A 17,692-nucleotide genomic window follows, 5' to 3' on the forward strand; every position below is an offset into this window, starting at 1 on the left:
GTACGCTGGAAGCGGACCTTGCTTCCTGTATAGACCCGAGAGGTGTTCCGTGTCCCCGCGTCGCAACCGTCCCAAGGGCCCGATGGGGGCCGACTCCGCCGGCCACAGCCCCGAGGACGACGGCCCCGGACGCTACGGGGGCTGGCAGTCGTCGGCCGACTGGCAGGGCGAGGAGTGGAACGTACGGCATGTGGCCGGGGCGAGCGCCCAGGGCAAGGCGTATCGCTGCCCGGGGTGCGACCAGTCGATCCCCGACGGGGTCCCGCATGTGGTGGCGTGGCCGCAGCACTCGGGGGTGGACGAGCGCCGCCACTGGCACAAGGCGTGCTGGAACGCGCGGGACCGCCGCACCTCGCGGGTGCAGCGGTCCCGTAACGCGCCGAAGTTCTGACGGTCTCCCCCAGGGGGTCGGTTCACACGTCCCGCTTGTGCAGCAGCGCGACCGCCCCGGCGTAGGCGGCAGCCGTGACGCCGAGGATGATCCACAGCGGGTCCCAGCCGGACGGACCGGTCTCGCTGAGCGAGGCGGCGTAGAAGATCGACATCTGGTTGGGGATCGAGTACTCGAACAGCGCGTCCCGCACCGCCTGGAGCGACGAGGCGAACATGAACAGCGCGATCACCAGCGGCGCCAGCACGGCCGCGATCATGATGGTGATGGCGCCCGCCGAGTGCCGGATGATCGAGCCGATGACCAGCGACAGCAGTCCGAGCAGCGCCAGATAGAGCGAGATGCCGACGGTCGCCTTCAGCCACTCCCCGCCCGAGGGCTCACGGGCGTCCGGCAGCAGCGCGGTCTGGACGACGGCCACGAAACCGGACGAGATCAGCGTCACCGTGAAGGCGAGCGTGAAGAACACGATCGACTTCGCCGCCAGCACCCGCCCCCGGGAGGGGCACGCGGTCATCGTCGTGCGGACCATTCCGGTGCCGTACTCGGAGGCCGTGGTCAGCACGCCCAGGGTGATCAGGCACATCGAGCCGAGCAGCAGCCCGAAGAAGCCGAGGGTCAGCGCGCTCTCGGAGCCCATGTCGCCGGGATTGGCGTTGGCGCTGACCAGGAGGCCGACCAGCAGGCCGATGCCGACGACCAGCAGCACGAAGACGCCGAGCGTCCACATCGTGGAGCGGACCGACTTGATCTTCGTCCACTCCGAGGCGAGCGCATGCCCGAGATGCGTCCGCACCACCGGGATCGGCGAGGTGTAACCCGGGTACGCGGATCCGGGCGCCGCCGCCTGCCACTGGGGCGGCGCGGCCTGCGGCGGGGAGGGCTGGGGCGTGCTCATCGGGCGTCCTCGGGCTTCGTGGAGTCGGCGGCGGGGGCGGCGGCGGGTGCCGGGGGCGCGGTGGGCGCCGCCGGGGGCTGGGCCGCGGCGGGCGGCTGCGGGGCCTGGGCGGCGTACGGGCCCGGGGTGGCGGTTCCCGGCTGGAGGTACGGGTTGGCGGCGGCCGGGGCGCCCTGCGGAGGCTGCTGCTGCATGGTGAACGGCTGGCCGCCGCCCTGCTGCGGCGGTGGCGGCGCGTACCAGCCCGTCTGGCCCTGGCCCGGGACCGGGGCCGGCGGCTGGGCGCCCGGCGGCAGCGGCTGCTGGAGCCCGGACTTCTGGTCGGTGGTGGAGCGGTAGTCGACGGCGTTGGCCGTCATCCGCATGTACGCCTCCTCCAGCGACGCCTGGTGCGGGGACAGCTCCCACAGCCGGACGTCGCTGTCGTGAGCGATATCACTGATCCGCGGCAGCGGCAGCCCCATCACCCGCAGCCCCCCGTCCTGCTCCGGCAGCACCTGGCCGCCCGCCTCGGCCAGCGCGGAGGCCAGCTTCTCGCGCAGCGCGGGGTCGGTGTCGGGGGTGCGGACCCGGGCGAAGCCGGCCGAGTTCGCGGCGATGAAGTCCCGCACGCCCATATCGGCGAGCAGCTGACCGCGCCCGATCACGATGAGGTGCTCGGCGGTCAGCGCCATCTCGCTCATCAGATGCGAGGAGACGAAGACGGTACGGCCCTCGGCGGCGAGCGACTTCATCAGATTGCGGACCCAGAGGATGCCCTCGGGGTCGAGGCCGTTGACCGGCTCGTCGAAGAGCAGCACCTGGGGGTCGCCGAGCAGGGCGGCGGCGATGCCGAGGCGCTGGCCCATGCCGAGGGAGAAGCCCTTGGAACGCCGCCGGGCCACGTCCTGGAGGCCGACCACGCCGAGCACCTCGTCGACCCGGCGGGCCGGGATGCCGGAGAGCTGGGCGAGGCTCAGCAGATGGTTGCGGGCCGATCGGCCGCCGTGCACCGCCTTGGCGTCCAGCAGGGCGCCGACCTGCCGGGGCGCGTTGGGCAGCCTGCGGTAGGGGTGGCCGCCGATGGTGACCTGGCCCGCGGTGGGGTTGTCCAGGCCGAGGATCATGCGCATGGTCGTGGACTTGCCGGAGCCGTTGGGCCCGAGGAATCCGGTGACCACGCCCGGACGGACCTGGAAGGACAAGTTGTACACAGCGGTCTTGTCGCCGTAGCGCTTGGTCAGGCCGACTGCTTCGATCATGCTCCGCACCCATCGAAAGGATCAGGACAGCAGGGCAGACGCCCCCGTAAGGGTTAGGAGGATATCGAGGTGCTGACGGTTCCGGCCAAGCCGATGCGTAACATTACGGCTCGGTGTCGGTCCACGATCAAGGGAACCTTCCCCCGGATCCCGCCGTCGGCCCCCGCCCTGCCTCGCCGTCGGGTGCCCCGTCACGCGTCCCGACGCTTGAGCAGGAGGTAACCGCCCAGCAGCGCCGCCACCACCCACGCCACCATGATCGCGAGCCCGCCCCAGGGGCCGTAGGGAGTGTCGTCGTTCACCGGTGTGACCACCTGCATGATCTTGCTGCCGGCCTGGTCGGGGAGGTACTGGCCGACCGTCTTGGTCGCGCTGACCGCGCCCAGGATGTTGGAGACCAGGAAGAAGAACGGCATCAGGATGCCCAGCGAGAGCATCGGGGAGCGCAGCATCGCGGCGATCCCCATGGAGAACATCGCGATCAGCGTCATATAGAGGCCGCCGCCGAGCACCGCCCGCAGCACCCCCGGGTCGCCGATGGACGCCTTGAGGTCGCCGAGCAGCGCCTGACCGAGGAAGAAGGTGATGAAGCTGGTCGCCATCCCGACCGCCAGGGCCAGCGCGGTGGCCACGGCGACCTTGCTGAACAGCAGGGTCCCGCGCTGCGGCACCGCGGCCAGCGAGGTGCGGATCATGCCGGTGGAGTACTCGTTGGAGACCACCAGCACCCCGAACACGATCATCGCCAGCTGGCCCAGGCTCATCCCGGCGAAGCTGATGTAGGTCGGGTCGAAGGAGAGCTGGTCCTGCGGGCTGAGCTTGTCGAACTCGCTCCTGGAGAGCGCGGAGATCAGCATGCCGAGGCCGATGGTGACCACCACGGCCAGGGACAGCGTCCACACCGTGGACGCCACCGACCGGATCTTGGTCCACTCGGACCGGATGACCTGTGTCGCCGCCATGATCAGGCACCCCCCTCGCCGCCGCCGCGACCGCCGTTCCAGCCCTCGCCCCACTGCTGCTGTTGCTGCTGCGGAACGGGGACGGGGCCGGTCACCGCCGTACCGTCGTGGGCGTGGTACTCGACCGACTCCGCGGTCAGCTGCATGAACGCTTCTTCCAGGGACGCCCGCTGCGGGCTCAGCTCATGCAGCACGATCTGGTGCTGCGCGGCCAGCTCACCGATCTGCTCCGCCTTGCCGCCCTCGACCTCCAGCACCCCGCCGCCCGTCTCCACCACCGTGATCCCCGCGCGGTGCAGTGCATCGAGCAGCCGCTCGCGGTGCGGGGAGCGGATCCGGACGTAGGAGCGCGAGTTCTGCGCGATGAAGTCCGCCATCGAGGTGTCCGCCAGCAGCCGGCCCTGGCCGATCACCACCAGATGATCGGCGGTCAGCGCCATCTCGCTCATCAGATGCGAGGAGACAAAGACCGTACGGCCCTGCGCGGCGAGGGACTTCATCAGATTGCGGATCCAGTGGATGCCCTCCGGGTCCAGCCCGTTGACCGGCTCGTCGAACATCAGGATCCGTGGATCGCCGAGCAGCGCGCCCGCGATGCCGAGCCGCTGGCCCATGCCCAGCGAGAACCCCTTGGCCTTCTTCTTCGCCACCGCCGTCAGCCCCACGGTGTCCAGCACCTCGCTCACCCGGGAGCGCGGGATGCCGTTGCTCTGCGCCAGGCACAGCAGATGGTTGAAGGCGCTGCGCCCGCCGTGCATCGCCTTGGCGTCCAGCAGCGCGCCGATCGCCTTCAGCGGATCCTTCAGCCGGTCGTAGTGCTCTCCGTCGATCCGTACATCGCCCGCCGTGGGACGGTCCAGGCCGAGCATCATCCGCATCGTCGTCGACTTGCCGGCACCGTTCGGACCGAGGAACCCCGTGACGATGCCCGGTCGCACCTGGAAGGTGAGGTCATTGACCGCGACCTTCTCGCCGTACCGTTTCGTCAGCCCCTCTAGCTCGATCATGCGGCAACGCTAGACCGTGACAAAGCCCTCTGCCACCCGGGCGACAGAGGGCTTTGCACTTATTCAGCTGTTGTATCCGGGCCGTTATCCGACCCCGGCGTCAGCGGGACTGCTGGGCCGGGACACCGCGGGAGATCGGCTCGTCCTCGGCCGGGCTGCCGGCCGCGGCCACCGCGGCGCCGGTGAGCGTCGCCAGCATCTCACGCACATTGGTGAGCTGCGCGTTGATGGAGTCACGCCGGTTGGTGAGGGCGGCCAGCTCGCGCTCGGATTCCGAACGGATCCGGTCGGCCTTGGCGTTGGCGTCGGCCACGATGTCCTCGGCCTGGCGCTGCGCGGTCTCCACCGTCTGGCGGGCGCGGCGCTCGGCGTCGGTACGCAGCTTCTCGGCCTCCAGCCGCAGCTGCTCCGCGCGGTGCTCGATCTCCGCGAGACGCTTCTCGGCCTTCTGCTGACGGGACGCCAGGTCCCGCTCGGACTGCTCGCGGCGCTTGGCGAGGTTGGTCTCGAAGTCCGCGGCGGCCTGGGCGGCCTTGGCGCGGGTCTCCTCGAAGAGCGCGTCGGCCTCCTCCCGCTTGGACTGCGCGTCCTTCTGCGCCTCGGCGCGCAGCTGAGAGGCGTCGCTCTTGGCCTTCTCGACGATCCGGACGCCCTCGTCCTCGGCCTTCGCCTTGCGCTCGGCGGAGAACGACTCGGCGTCGTTGCGCACCTGCTGGGCGGCGGACTCGGCCAGCTCGCGGTGCTGCTCCGCCGCGCGCCGGGCCTCCTCACGCAGGTCCTTGGCCTCCTCCTCGGCCAGGCGGAGGATCTTCTCGACGCGGGCGCCGAGCCCGGCGTACGACGGCTCCGCGTCGCTGACCTGGGCCTGGGCGTTCTGCGTCTCGAGGTGGAGTTCCTCGATGCGCTTTTCCAGAGCGGTGATGCGGGCGAGAGCGCTGTCTCGGTCGGAGACGAGCTTGGAGATACGTTCGTCCACCTGAGCGCGGTCGTATCCACGCCGCACAAGCTCGAAGCCGTAGGGGGAAGTGTCGCTCATGGGGTTCCTGTCGAATGAGACCGGTGAGGTGATAGGGGGAATCCTAGGGGCCGAAGCGGTGTGTCATCGAGCGGATGCGCGTTTGATCTGGAGAATGACACCCCTTTTGGGTGGCTGACCGTCAGACAACTTGCCTAAGACACGGTCAAAGGCCCCAGCAGACACGGAAATCGGTGTCCCGCGCAAGTGCCGATGTGACGGTCAGCGGACTGCCGGCCGGACCACGCACCGTCGCCGACACTCTCCCATGCCCGCCGTGGGGGCGCGTCACCGCCCCCACTCACCTGCGTCGATCACCCACCGCTGGATCATGGTCACCGGGCCGCCCCGCCCGGCCGCCGACCCTACCCGTCCGAGGACTTGCCACTCGATCGGGGTGCGCCGACCGTCGCCCCCGCCTTGACGGAATCCTTGCCCGCCCCCGGCGCCTCGAACGACTCCAGCGCCTCCAGCACATCCTGCACCCGGGAGATCTCCGCGTTGATGTCCTCGCGGCGGCGCACCAGCACCTCCAGCTCGCGCCGGCCCTCCTCGACCGTCCGCCGGGCCTCCCGGATCGCCTCGGCCTTCAGCTCCTCGGCCTCCTTGACCAGCGCGGCCTTCTTGGCCTCGGCCTCCTTCAGCAGGCCCTCCGCCTTCTTCACCGCGGCGATCCGGACCTTGCCGGCCTCCGAATTGGCCTCCGTGACCAGCTCCTTGGCCTTGGCCTGGGCCTTGCCGAGCTGCTCCTCCGACGCCTTGATCAGCGCGTCACAGCGGTCGCCGGTCGACTTCATCGTCTCGGCCGCCTCCCGGCGGGCCCGCTCGTGCAACTCCTCGATCTCCGAGGTGATCCGGTTCCGCAGCTCCTCCGACCGCTCCCTGATCGCGGTCGCGTCCCGGCGCGCTCCGACCAGCAGCTCGTCCGCGTCCGTACGGGCCTTCTCCACCGTCTGGTTGCCCTCGACCGTGGCCTCCGCGACCAGCCGATCGGCCTCGGTGCGGGCCGCGCCGACCATCGTGTCCGCCTGCGCCTCCGCGTCGGCGGTGGTCTTCTGCGCCTGCTGCTGAGCCTCCGTCAGCAGCTTGTCCGCCTCGGCCGCGGTCTCCGTGATGAGGGTGTCCACCTGCTCGGCGGCCTCGGAACGCCGCTTGTTGGCGTCCTTGCGGGCGCCGTCCAGCGTACGGTCCGCCTCCTCGCGCGCCGCCGAGGTCAGCCGCTCCGCCTCCGCGGCGGCCTGTGCCTTGACCCGCTCCGCCTCGGTCCGGATCCGCTCGGCGTGCTGCTGCGCGGAACCCACCGTGTCGGCGGCCTCGGCGCGCAGCCGCTCGGCCTCCCCGGAGGCGTCCGACAGCAGCTGGTCCGCCGCCCGGTTCGTCTCCGCGCGCACCCGGTCGGTGTCGGCCGCGGTCTGAGTGGTGAGCCGCTCGGCCTCCTTGCGGGCCTCGGTGACCAGGGTGTCCGCCTGCGTCGCCGCGTCCGAACGGATCCGGTTCGCGTCGTCCCGGGCGTCCGCCCGGGTCCGGGAGGCGTCCTGGTCGGCCTGCGCGATGGTGTCCGACGCCTGGGTCCGCACCCGCTGGGCGTGCTCGGCGGTCTCCGAACGCAGCCGCTCCGCCTCCGCGATGGCGTCCGTGACCATACGCTCCGCGAGTGCCTTGGCGGCCTCCGACGCCTCGCCCGCCTCCCGGCGCACCCGGGTCGCGTCCTCGGAGGCCCGGTCGCGCTCCGCGTAGGCGTCCGCGCGGACCCGGTCGGACTCCTCGCCCGCCTCCCGGCGGGTACGGTCCGCCGCGTGCTCGGCGGCCGAGCGCAGCCCGGCGATCTCCTCCTGCGCCTGCTCGTGCAGCCCCGCGACCGAGTCCCGGACCTGCTGGGCGTGCTGATCGGCGGCCGACACCATCTCGGTGGCCCGCCGGTCCGTCTCCTCGACCAGCCGGACCGCCTCGGTCTGCGCCTCCTCGACCCGGGTACGCGCCGACGCGAGCAGTTCCTCGCTCTGCTCCCGGGCCCGCTCCCGCTCCTGGTCCGCGTCCTGGCGGGCCGCGCCGAGATGCTCATCGGCCTCGCGGCGGCGCCGGGCGGCCTCCTCCTGCGCGGCGGCCAGCGTCTCCGACGCCTCCGCACCGAGCCGCTCGGCGGCGGCCTGCGCCTCCGCCCGCACCCGGTCCGAGGTGTCCTGCGCCTCCGCCTTCAGCCGCTCCGCCTCGGCCGCCGCCTCCGACCGCAGCCGTACGGCGACCGTCTCGCCCTCGGCCCGGGACGCCGCCGCGTCCGCCGATGCCTCGTCCCGCAGCCGGCCCGCCTCGGTCTCGGCCTGCTGCTGGAGGGTACGGATCCGCTCCGCCGCCTCCGCGCGCAGCCGCTCCGACTCCTCGGCCGCCTCCCGGCGGATCCGCGACGCCTCCGCGCGGGCCTCGGTCAGCGCCTGCTCGGCCGCCGCGAGCCGGCTCTCCGACTCCGCGTGCAGCCGGGACAGCTCCTCGGCGGCCTGGGTGCGGCGGGTCTCTATCGCCCGCTCGGTCTCCTCCTGCAGCTCGCGGGCCGCGCGCTCGGCGTCCGCCTTGATGCCCTCGGACTGCTCGACGACCTCCGCGCGGTGCCGCTCGGCCTCGTTGCGGGTGCGCTCCAGCGTCTCCTCGGCCTGCCGGCGCAGGGTGGTGGCCCGCTCGATCGCCTCGGTACGGACCTTCTCGCTGTCCGCCGTCGCGCTCTGGCGCAGCTCGTCCGCGTCCGCCCTGGCCTTGGCCAGCAACTCCTCGGCCGTACGGGCCGCTTCCTCGATCTGGGCCACGGCCTCGCGCCGCGCCTCCGATCGGATCCGCTCGCCCTCGGCGACCGCGTCCGCCCGCAGCTGCTCGGCCTCGCCGCGCAGCCGCCGCGCCTCCTCCTGGAGCTCGACCGTCTTGGCCCGGTACTCCTCGGTGTCGTCCTTGGCGGCGCCCTTGAGCTGCTCGGCCAGATCGTGCGCCTCGGCGCGCAGCCGGTCGGACTCGGCCTCCGCCTCGCCGCGGATCCGCTCGGCCTCCTCGACAGCGGCCAGGGTGGTCCGCTTGGCCTCCTCGGACGCCTTGTTCAGCACGTCCTCGGCGGTCTTGGCCGCCTTGGACAGCTGGGTCGCGCTCTCCTCGGCGGTGATCGTCCGGGCCTTCTCGGACGCCTCCGCGACGATCTTCTCGGCCTGCCCCCGGGCGTCCTCGACCGACTGCTCGGCCTCCGCGCGGACCGCCTCGGCCTCCTTGGTGGCCTCGCTGACCAGCCGGGCGACCTGCTCCTTGGCCGTGCGGGTGCGCTGCTCATTGGCCGACTCGGCGCCGGACAGCGCCTTGGCGGCGGCCTCCTTGGCCTCGCCGAGCACCTTCTCCGCCTCGGAGCGCGCCTTGCGCAGCGCCTCGTCCGCCTCCGTGATCCGCTGCTCGGCGGTCCGGCTCAGCTCCTGCGCCTGGCGCCGGGCGGCATCGGACTCGGTGGCCGTGGACGAGCGGAGCTGCTCGGCGCGGTCGGTGGCCTCCTGGGCCTGGGCCGAGGCCGCGTTCAGCAGCCGCTCCGCGTCCGCGCGGGCCCGGCGCAGCAACTGCTCCGCCTCGGAGCGGGTCGCCTCCGCGTCCTCGCGCAGCCGGTGGCGGGCCTCGCCGGTCAGCCGCTCGGCCTCGGCGCGGGCCGAAGCCATCGCCTTGTCGGCCTCCGCGCGGGACTCGTCCATCAGCCGGCGGGCCTGCGCCTCGCTGCGGGCCCTGAGCTGCTCGGCCCACGCCACGTTCTCATTGACGTGCGACTCGACGTTCTGCCGGCGCTCGGCCAGTTCCTGGTCGAGCTGCTGGCGCCGGGTCACCGCCTCCTGGTGCAGCTCCGCCTGGAGCCGGGCCGCCTGCTCGGCGTGCTCCTGGAGGATCCGCTGGGTCTGCGCCCGCGCCTGGCTCAGCTCGCGCTCGGCGTCCGCGCGCAACTGGTCGGCCTGAAGCTGCGCGTTGCGCAGCATCTGCTCGGCCTGGTAGCCGAGATCGGCCCCGTCATAGGCCGGCCGGGACATGATGGTGCGCCGCGCCTCGTGCAGCTTGGCGCGCAGCACCTCGACCTGGTAGCCGAGGTCCTCGGCGTGCTGGATCGCCTTTTCCCGCTCGGTCTTCAGCCGCTTCATCTCGGCCTCGAACCGAGAGAGGTGGTCGACGTCAGCCGCCGGCTCTCGCTCCTGGCTCTCGTAGCCCCGCACTGCGCGGTCCCATCCGTCCCCTGGTCGCAAGTACTCCGTACGGGCTCCGTCCGACCTGCGGACGGGGCCCCCGGGGAATGGTGTCAGATCAACGGCGGAGCATGGGCTGCTGCCCCGGCGCTCGACCCCCGAAACCCGGACCCCGGCACGAATCCCGCCGTCCCAGGCGGGCGGCAGGACTCGGATCGCCCATCAAACGCCGGCGACCGCACCCAACCCTACCGGCCCCTATGTACGAGGGTCAGTGCTCAGGTGACTCAACAGGCGCCGAAGTCACCAGTTCTGTCAGTACGCCATGGCAATCCTTGGGATGCAGGAATGTGATCCGTGACCCCATGGAGCCGCGCCGGGGCTCTTCGTACAGGACCCGGACGCCCTTCTCGCGGATGGCGGCGGAGTCCGCGTCGACGTCCGCGGTGCCGAAGGCGATGTGGTGCACGCCCTCGCCGTTCTTCGCGAGCCACTTCCCGACGGGGGAGTCCTCGCGGATCGGCTCCAGGAGCTGGAGGTAGGAGGCGCCGCCGTCCGAGGTCTCGTTGATCTTGAGCATGGCCTCGCGGACGCCCTGCTCCTCGTTGACCTCGGTGTGGAACACCTCGAAGCCGTAGGTGGCCCGGTAGAACTCGACCGTTGCGTCGAGGTCATGACAGGCGATTCCGATGTGGTCGATGCGCGTCAGCATGGTTTCAGTGGAGCGAAGCCCCGGCGGTTACGCAACGTGCGCGCGATCACACCGACGGCCCGATGACGTCATGGAGTACCGCTCAGTACGCTCGAAGTAAACCCTCGTTCACTCCTCAGGCCGTTCAGGCCGGTAAAGGGGATCGCAGCTCATGTCTTCTGGAAATTCCGGTACGACCGGCTCGGTGATCGTCGCGGGCGCGCGCACGCCCATGGGACGGCTGCTGGGCTCGCTGAAGTCCTTCTCCGGAGCCGATCTCGGCGGCTTCGCGATCAAGGCCGCCCTCGACCGTGCGGGGATCGGTGGCGACCAGGTGCAGTACGTGATCATGGGCCAGGTGCTCACCGGGGGCGCCGGGCAGATCCCGGCCCGCCAGGCCGCCGTCAAGGCCGGCATCCCGATGAACGTGCCCGCGCTCACCATCAACAAGGTCTGTCTCTCCGGCCTCGACGCCATCGCCCTCGCCGACCAGCTGATCCGCTCGGGTGAGTTCGAGGTGATCGTCGCGGGCGGCCAGGAGTCCATGACCAACGCCCCGCATCTGCTCCCCAAGTCCCGCGAGGGCCACAAGTACGGCGCCATCGAGATGCTCGACGCCATGGCCCACGACGGCCTCACCGACCCCTGGGAGAACATCCCCATGGGCCAGTCCACCGAGAAGCACAACGCCCGCCTCGGCCTCGGCCGCGCCGAGCAGGACGAGATCGCCGCCCTCAGCCACCAGCGGGCCGCCGCCGCCCAGAAGAACGGTGTCTTCGAGGCCGAGATCACCCCGGTCGAGATCCCGCAGCGCAAGGGCGACCCCGTGCTCTTCAGCACGGACGAGGGCATCCGCGCCGACACCACCGTCGAGACCCTCGCCAAGCTGCGCCCCGCCTTCACCAAGGACGGCACGATCACCGCGGGCACCGCCTCGCAGATCTCCGACGGCGCGGCGGCGGTCGTGGTCATGAGCAAGGCCAAGGCGCTGGAACTGGGCCTGGAGTGGATCGCCGAGATCGGCGCCCACGGCAATGTGGCCGGACCCGACAACTCCCTCCAGTCCCAGCCGTCCAACGCCATCGCCCACGCCCTGAAGAAGGAGGGCATCGGCGTCGAGGACCTCGACCTCATCGAGATCAACGAGGCGTTCGCCGCTGTCGCCCTCCAGTCAATGAAGGACCTCGGCGTGTCCTCGGAAAAGGTGAATGTGAACGGTGGCGCCATCGCCCTCGGCCACCCGATCGGCATGTCCGGCGCCCGGCTGGTGCTGCACCTCGCCCTGGAGCTGAAGCGGCGGGGCGGCGGCATCGGGGCGGCGGCGCTGTGCGGTGGCGGGGGGCAGGGGGACGCGCTGATCGTGCGCGTGGCGAAGCCCTGACAGATGGGCCACCCGCGGTGAGCGGTGGTACGTGTAGCTGGTGAACGGAGCTGAGATGCAGGACGTCCCCACCCTGGTGGCCCAGGCCCGGGAAGGCCGCCCCCGGGCCGTCGCCCGGCTGATCTCCCTGGTGGAGGGGGCGTCCCCGCAGCTCCGCGAGGTCATGGCGGCGCTCGCCCCGCTCACCGGCGGGGCGTACGTCGTCGGGATCACCGGATCGCCGGGCGTCGGGAAGTCGACCTCCACGTCCGCGCTCGTGACCGTCTATCGCAAACAGGGCAAACGGGTCGGGGTCCTCGCCGTCGACCCCTCCTCGCCCTTCTCCGGCGGAGCGTTGCTCGGCGACCGCATCCGGATGTCCGACCACGCCTGTGACCGCGGCGTCTACATCCGCTCCATGGCCACCCGGGGCCACCTCGGCGGGCTCGCGTGGTCGGCCCCGCAGGCGATCCGGGTGCTGGACGCGGCGGGCTGCGAGGTGATCCTGGTCGAGACGGTCGGGGTCGGCCAGTCCGAGGTGGAGATCGCCGCGCAGGCCGACACCTCGGTGGTGCTGCTCGCGCCCGGGATGGGCGACGGGGTCCAGGCGGCGAAGGCCGGGATCCTGGAGATCGGCGATGTGTACGTGGTGAACAAGGCCGACCGGGACGGGGCGGACGCCACCGCCCGTGAACTCAACCACATGCTCGGCCTCGGCGAGGCCCGCGGACCGGGCGACTGGCGCCCCCCGATCGTCAAGACGGTCGCCGCGCGGGGGGAGGGCGTCGAGGAGGTCGTCGAGGCGCTGGAGAAGCACCGGGCGTGGATGGCGGAGCGGGGGGTACTGGCCGCGCGGCGCCGGGCGCGGGCGGCGGGGGAGGTCGAGACGATCGCCGTCACGGCGCTGCGGGAGCGGATCGCGGATCTGCGCGGTGATCGGCGGCTGGGGGTGCTGGCGGAGCGGATCGTGGCAGGGGAGCTGGATCCTTATGGGGCGGCGGATGAGTTGGTGCGGGGGGTTGTGGGGGGTTGATTGCCCACCCACCCGCCCGTGCGGGTCCGTGACCGAGGTCCCGCCCCCTCGGCGCCGGCCGCGTCCCTGCGGGGGCGCCGGCGTCAAGCGCCCTTTTCCCACCCGAACCCACCCGTGCGGGGGCGTGGGATGGGTTGGGATGGGTTGGGGTGGGAGTGGGGAGGGGCGGGGGGGGGGGGGGGGGGGGGCCGGGGGCGCCCCCCCCCCCCCCCCCCCCCCACCCCAACGGCCCCCCCCCCCCCCCGGGGGGGGCCGCCCCGGCGCCGCGCGGGCCCCCCCCGCGGGGCGGGGGGGGCCCGGCCGACGGGCGGGCGGTGCTCCGGGGTCAGCCCCACAGCTCCTGGATGGTGGAGAACACCTTCTGGTTGTGCGAGAACTCGATGGTGTTGCCGTCGGGGTCGTTGACCGCGCAGATGTAGCCGATGTGGGCGGCCATCTCCATCGGCTCCCACCGCAGATTGCCGGTCTCACGGGCCTTGGCGGCGACCGTGTCGACATCCTCGCGGTTGGGCAGTTCGATGCCGATGTGCGCGAACGGGGCGAGCGTGGTGACCTGCTTGCCCGGCTCGATGCCGAAGCGCGCCCCGACCTCCGGGATGAACTCGGCCAGGACGAGGACCAGCGGCGAGTCGACCTGGCCCTTGTTCGACAGCCAGGCGCCGCGTCCGTTGCTGTCCACGTTCTTGGTGACCAGCACCAGCGGGGTGATGCGCTCGTAGAACTCGATCGACCGGTCCAGGTCGCTCACCGGGAGGGCGACATGGGTCCAGCGGGGTTCGGTCAGTTCAGCCATGGTTCCGTTCTCCTTGTGCAGTGATGTCGTGCAGTGATGTCGTGCGGTGCTGTCGTGCGGTGCTGTCGTGCGGTGGTCCGGTGGGCCCGGTGGGGCTCAGACGGTGGGCCACTTGGCCCGGTCGGGCAGCCCGGAGCGGGCCACGATGCCCTCGCCGGCGGTCTGGGCGCGGCGCAGCAGGTCGTCCTCGTCGATGGTCGTGCAGCGGTAGTCGTCCACGACCCGACGGCCGTCGACGAACACGCTGTGCACGCCCCGGCCGTCGGCGGACCAGACGAGCTGGTTGGCCACGTTGTGCAGGGGACGCCACTCCGGACGGTGGGTGTCGTGCAGGACGAGGTCGGCCTTCTTGCCGGTCTCGATCGAGCCGATCTCCTGTTCGGCCTGGAGGGCGCGGGCGCCGCCCCGGGTGGCCATGGCGAAGGCGTCCTCGGCCGGGAAGATCGTGGCGTCGCGGCGGGCGTCCTTGAACAGCCCGGCGACCAGATAGGTGGCGCGCATCAGGTCGTGGTAGTTGGAGGCGTTGTTGCCGTCGGTGCCGATCGCCACGTTCACCCCGGCGGCCACCATCTCGGGGAACTTGCCGATCTGGGTCACGCCGTAGGACACCTTGAGTGCCGTGGTCGGGCAGTGCGAGATGCTCGTCCCGGTCCGGGCGAGCCGGGCCACCTCGTCGTCGTCGACATGGACGGCGTGGGTCAGGACCACATTGCGGTCCAGGACGCCGAGTTCGTCCAGGTGCACCATCGGGCGCTGCCCGAAGGCCGCGAGGAACCCCTCGGGGTCCATCGCCGCCGGGGACATATGGGCGCTGAAGCCGGTGCCGTACTCCAGGGACAGGGCCTTGGCCGCCTGCCACAGCTCGTCGCTGCAACAGGTGTGGCCGATGATGATCGGCCATGCCTGGACCCGGCCATCGGCCACCGAGGCGTACTTGGCCATGGTGTCGGTCAGCCGGGCGACGGCCTGCGCGGTGGTCATCCGCAGTATCTCGGGCTCCGGGACGAGGTCCCAGGCCCAGGGGCCGACCCGGGCACGGATGCCGATCTCGCTGAGGGCCTCCACCACCGGGTCGATGAACCGGATGGTGCCGGCCTCCAGGAAGGCGGTCGTGCCGCTCTTCAGCATCTCCAGCGCCGCGAGTTGCGCGGAGATGTGCTCGTCCTCCTCGGTGTAGTGGGTGTGGATCGGGGTGAGCCACTCGAAGACGTTCTCCAGGAACGGGGTGTCGTCCGGGACGAAGCCGCGGGTGAGGGGTTCACCGGTGATGTGGACATGGGTGTTGATCAGCCCGGGGGTGACGACGAACCGCTCTCCGGCGATGACGTTGTCACTGTGCCATCGGGCGGTCACATCGTCGGTCTTGCCGACGGCCACGATCTTGTCGTCCCTCAGGGCGATGGCTCCGTCGGTGATCACCCGGCGGGAGTCGTCCATCGTCACGATGAGGGTGTTGACGATGAGGGTGTCGGCGGGTGCCGTGGTGCTGGGGGAGTTCACGAGGTGGCCTCCGGGGTACGGGAACGGTTTCCGGAACGGATCAGACGGACGTGCTGGCGGGGCACCGGTTCGAACGAGCCGTCCGGCTCGGCGCCGACCGCCTCGGCCCAGGTGTGCAGGTCCGCGACGCTGACGCCGAGCCCCGCGGTGGAGGCCAGCATCGTCAGGGACAGCAGCAGTTCATGGCGGGCTGCGGCGCAGATCGCGCCGCGGTCCTCGCCGGTCGCGGGGGTGGCGGGGTCGGGACGCCAGTAGTCGACGACCACGACCACCCCGTCCGCGCCGGCCAGCTCGACCGCGCGGGCGAGCAGCCGCCGGGCCCGCTCGGGCGGTTCGGCCCGCAGGACATGGGCCAGGACGACGACATCGGCCGCGGCGACCGGCAGCTCGGCGGCGAGGTAGTCCCCTGCGACGGCCGTCACCCGCTCCCCCAGCCCGGCGTCCGCGAGGGCCCGCTCGGCGATCGGCAGTACGTTCGGCAGGTCGACGGCGACGGCCGTGCCCTGCGGCCGGGTGCGCAGCAGCGCGGTCAGCCAGGCCCCCGAGCCGCAGCCGAGGTCGACGATCACCGGCCGCTCCGGCCACAGCCCGCGCCGTTCCAGCTCGGCGGCGACCCCCGTCGCCACCCCGGTCTGGGTCGGGCCGGTCGCCCGCACCAGTGCCGGGTACAGCTCGGCCAGGTCGGCCGTGACCGCCGGGTCGGGTGCCCCGGTGCGAACGGTTTCGGCCAGCCCCGGCCAGGCCGCCGGGGGCCCTGGGGAGTATCTGACCAGGGCGGTCATGGAGGCCGGTGACGCCGACACCAGATAGCGCTCGGCGGCGGGCGTGAGCCGGAAGCGGTCCTCCTCGGCGCTGAGCATGTCCAGCGCGACGAGGGTCTCGGCCAGTACGGTCACCGTGCCAGGCCCGGCCGCGCCGACCGCTTTCGCGAGCCGCCCTGCGTCCAGTCCCCCGGCGTCCGCCGCGAGGGCGTCGAACAGACCGAGGTCGAGCGCGGCCGAGAGCGCCCAGTAGGACGCGAAGCCGTTGATCACGTCCCACACGGGCGCGGGGCTCGCGGGGGTGACGGGCCCGGTGGTCACGGCCGCAGCACGATCTTGCCGGTCGCCCGCCGGGACTCCATCCGCTCCTGCGCCGCCGCGGCCTCGATCAGCGGGAACTCGCTGTCGATGGGCGTGCGGAACGACGAGCCCCAGTAGGCGTCGAGCATGGTGGCGAACTCCCGGCGGTCGTACGGGTCCGAGCCGAGCAGTTGCAGTCCGAAGTGGTAGGCGTACACGAGGTCGAACTCGGCGCGGTTGCCGGTCGTGTTGCCGAAGAACACCAGCCGTCCGCGCGGCGCGAGGCTGTAGACACCGGTGTTCCAGGTGGCGGGCCCGACATGGTCGAGGACGAGGTCCGCGCCCCGCCCGCCGGTGAACTCACGGACGGCGCCGACGACGTCGCCGGTCGTCGAGTTGACCACGACATCGGCGCCCAGGCCGCGGGCGTACTCGGCCTTCTCGTCGGAGCTGACGGTGGTGACCACGCGGGCGCCGCTGGCCTTGGCGAGCTGGATCAGGGCGGTGCTGACCCCGCTCCCGGCGGCGTGGATCAGCGCCGTCTCGCCGAGGCGGACCTTGCCGATCTCGATCAGCGCGTGCCAGGCCGTCATCCAGATCGTCGGGACGACGGCCGCGTCGGCCAGGTCGACGTCGTCGGGTACGTGGTGCACATTGGCGGCCGGGACGAGGACGTACTCGGCGTAGCCGCCGTCCAGGGTGGCGCCGATGACGGCGGCGTTGGGGCATCTGCCGTCGGCTCCGGCGGCGCAGCTCTCGCAGCGATCACAGGGCACGGCCGGATTCACGACGACCCGGGCGCCCTCGGTGAGCACGGTGGCGTCACCGGCGGGCCCGGAACCGGCCGGGCCGACCGCGGCGACGGTGCCCGCGACGTCCATGCCGGCGATGTGGGGCAGCTTGAAGCCGGGGATGAGTGCCGGCCCGCGCCGCTGGAGCACATCGAGATGGTTGAGGCCGCAGGCCGCGACCCGGACGAGGACCTCGTCCGGACCCGGCTCGGGCAGGGGGACGTCGGCAACCTGGAGCACTTCCAGACCGCCGTGCGTTCGATGGAGTACGACCTTCACGCGCGAGACCTCCACTGGCTGTGGGACTTGGGTCGCCGGCCAGTTCGTCGCACGCCTGGTCGGCATGCAACTGGTCTCCCTTGAGCGCCTCGGCGCTCTCCCCGATCGGCGTGTTGCCCTTCGACCGGGTAGTGGGCCCGAACGCTATGGGCGCCTGTCGGCGGTTGTCAATGCTCTGCACCAAAAGCCGGGAAGCGGTTCTCGGAGGGGGAGGTCAGAGGCGGATTTCACTTCGGCAACAGCGTTGCGGAAGTGAGAACCGGGTCCCCTGGACCCGGGATGCGCGGTGGCTGCCCTTCGGTGAACGGCGCGCTGCCCGTCCGTACCCGAAGTCCCCTTCGAGGTGTGCCGTCGGAGTCCTGGTCCGTTCGGTCGGGCGGCCGAAAACGCCCGTTCCGGTGCGCGTGCCGGGGATGCCGGGAACGCGGTCGGCGCGGGGGCCGTGGCCCGCTCCGGACAGGGCGGTCGGGGAGGCCGGTCGGAGTCCCG

General features: G+C 72.0%; 14 protein-coding genes. 3 read left to right on the forward strand and 11 right to left on the reverse strand.

The features are described from left to right. The first annotated feature begins 49 nt into the window (after positions 1 to 49). Positions 50 to 391, forward strand: coding sequence for an ATP/GTP-binding protein (locus ABZX40_RS03110; RefSeq protein ID WP_355740418.1), 342 nt, complete (start codon positions 50 to 52; stop codon positions 389 to 391). Positions 392 to 413: 22 nt separating this feature from the next. Here ABZX40_RS03110 and ABZX40_RS03115 read toward each other — a convergent pair whose 3' ends face one another. The 7 genes from ABZX40_RS03115 to mce form a co-directional block, all read right to left on the reverse strand. Then, positions 414 to 1,289: an ABC transporter permease gene (locus ABZX40_RS03115; RefSeq protein ID WP_355740416.1), complete on the reverse strand. Its 876-nt coding sequence runs from the start codon at positions 1,287 to 1,289 to the stop codon at positions 414 to 416. Further along, complete coding sequence (locus tag ABZX40_RS03120) at positions 1,286 to 2,530, reverse strand: ABC transporter ATP-binding protein (RefSeq protein WP_355740414.1); 1,245 nt, start codon at positions 2,528 to 2,530, stop codon at positions 1,286 to 1,288. The genes ABZX40_RS03115 and ABZX40_RS03120 overlap by 4 nt, the downstream gene beginning before the upstream one ends. A gap of 191 nt (positions 2,531 to 2,721) precedes the next feature. Continuing rightward, the gene (locus ABZX40_RS03125) at positions 2,722 to 3,492 is read right to left on the reverse strand and encodes an ABC transporter permease (RefSeq protein WP_355740412.1); all 771 of its coding nucleotides are present in this window, start codon (positions 3,490 to 3,492) and stop codon (positions 2,722 to 2,724) included. Between the two features lie 2 nt (positions 3,493 to 3,494). After that, positions 3,495 to 4,499 (reverse strand): ABC transporter ATP-binding protein, encoded by a 1,005-nt coding sequence (locus tag ABZX40_RS03130; RefSeq protein WP_355740410.1) that lies wholly within the window; start codon positions 4,497 to 4,499, stop codon positions 3,495 to 3,497. A gap of 100 nt (positions 4,500 to 4,599) precedes the next feature. Further along, positions 4,600 to 5,535: a cellulose-binding protein gene (locus tag ABZX40_RS03135; RefSeq protein ID WP_355740408.1), complete on the reverse strand. Its 936-nt coding sequence runs from the start codon at positions 5,533 to 5,535 to the stop codon at positions 4,600 to 4,602. Between the two features lie 344 nt (positions 5,536 to 5,879). After that, positions 5,880 to 9,725: a polarized growth protein Scy gene (gene scy / locus ABZX40_RS03140; protein ID WP_355740406.1), complete on the reverse strand. Its 3,846-nt coding sequence runs from the start codon at positions 9,723 to 9,725 to the stop codon at positions 5,880 to 5,882. 241 nt (positions 9,726 to 9,966) lie between these two features. Beyond that, on the reverse strand, positions 9,967 to 10,407 hold the full coding sequence (mce, locus tag ABZX40_RS03145) for a methylmalonyl-CoA epimerase (protein ID WP_355740404.1): 441 nt from the start codon (positions 10,405 to 10,407) through the stop codon (positions 9,967 to 9,969). A gap of 151 nt (positions 10,408 to 10,558) precedes the next feature. On the opposite strand from mce, the gene ABZX40_RS03150 reads away from it, so the two are divergent. Continuing rightward, a complete protein-coding gene (locus tag ABZX40_RS03150; protein WP_355740402.1) occupies positions 10,559 to 11,767 on the forward strand; it encodes an acetyl-CoA C-acetyltransferase in 1,209 nt (402 codons plus the stop codon). 55 nt (positions 11,768 to 11,822) lie between these two features. After that, positions 11,823 to 12,779 carry a methylmalonyl Co-A mutase-associated GTPase MeaB gene (gene meaB, locus ABZX40_RS03155; protein WP_355740400.1) on the forward strand — a complete coding sequence of 319 codons (957 nt, stop codon included), beginning with the start codon at positions 11,823 to 11,825 and terminating at the stop codon, positions 12,777 to 12,779. Between the two features lie 325 nt (positions 12,780 to 13,104). Here the strand turns inward: meaB and ABZX40_RS03160 are convergent, their stop codons facing one another. The 4 genes from ABZX40_RS03160 to ABZX40_RS03175 form a co-directional block, all read right to left on the reverse strand. After that, a complete protein-coding gene (locus ABZX40_RS03160) occupies positions 13,105 to 13,572 on the reverse strand; it encodes a VOC family protein (protein WP_355731478.1) in 468 nt (155 codons plus the stop codon). 96 nt (positions 13,573 to 13,668) lie between these two features. After that, positions 13,669 to 15,072 carry an amidohydrolase family protein gene (locus tag ABZX40_RS03165; RefSeq protein ID WP_355731476.1) on the reverse strand — a complete coding sequence of 468 codons (1,404 nt, stop codon included), beginning with the start codon at positions 15,070 to 15,072 and terminating at the stop codon, positions 13,669 to 13,671. After that, positions 15,069 to 16,154: a class I SAM-dependent methyltransferase gene (locus tag ABZX40_RS03170; protein ID WP_355731474.1), complete on the reverse strand. Its 1,086-nt coding sequence runs from the start codon at positions 16,152 to 16,154 to the stop codon at positions 15,069 to 15,071. Before ABZX40_RS03170 ends, ABZX40_RS03165 begins: the two co-directional genes overlap by 4 nt. After that, positions 16,151 to 17,203 (reverse strand): zinc-binding dehydrogenase, encoded by a 1,053-nt coding sequence (locus ABZX40_RS03175; RefSeq protein WP_355731472.1) that lies wholly within the window; start codon positions 17,201 to 17,203, stop codon positions 16,151 to 16,153. The genes ABZX40_RS03170 and ABZX40_RS03175 overlap by 4 nt, the downstream gene beginning before the upstream one ends. Positions 17,204 to 17,692 lie beyond the last annotated feature (489 nt).

Source organism: Streptomyces sp. NPDC004610 (assembly GCF_040609715.1).
Taxonomy (GTDB): Bacteria; Actinomycetota; Actinomycetes; order Streptomycetales; family Streptomycetaceae; genus Streptomyces.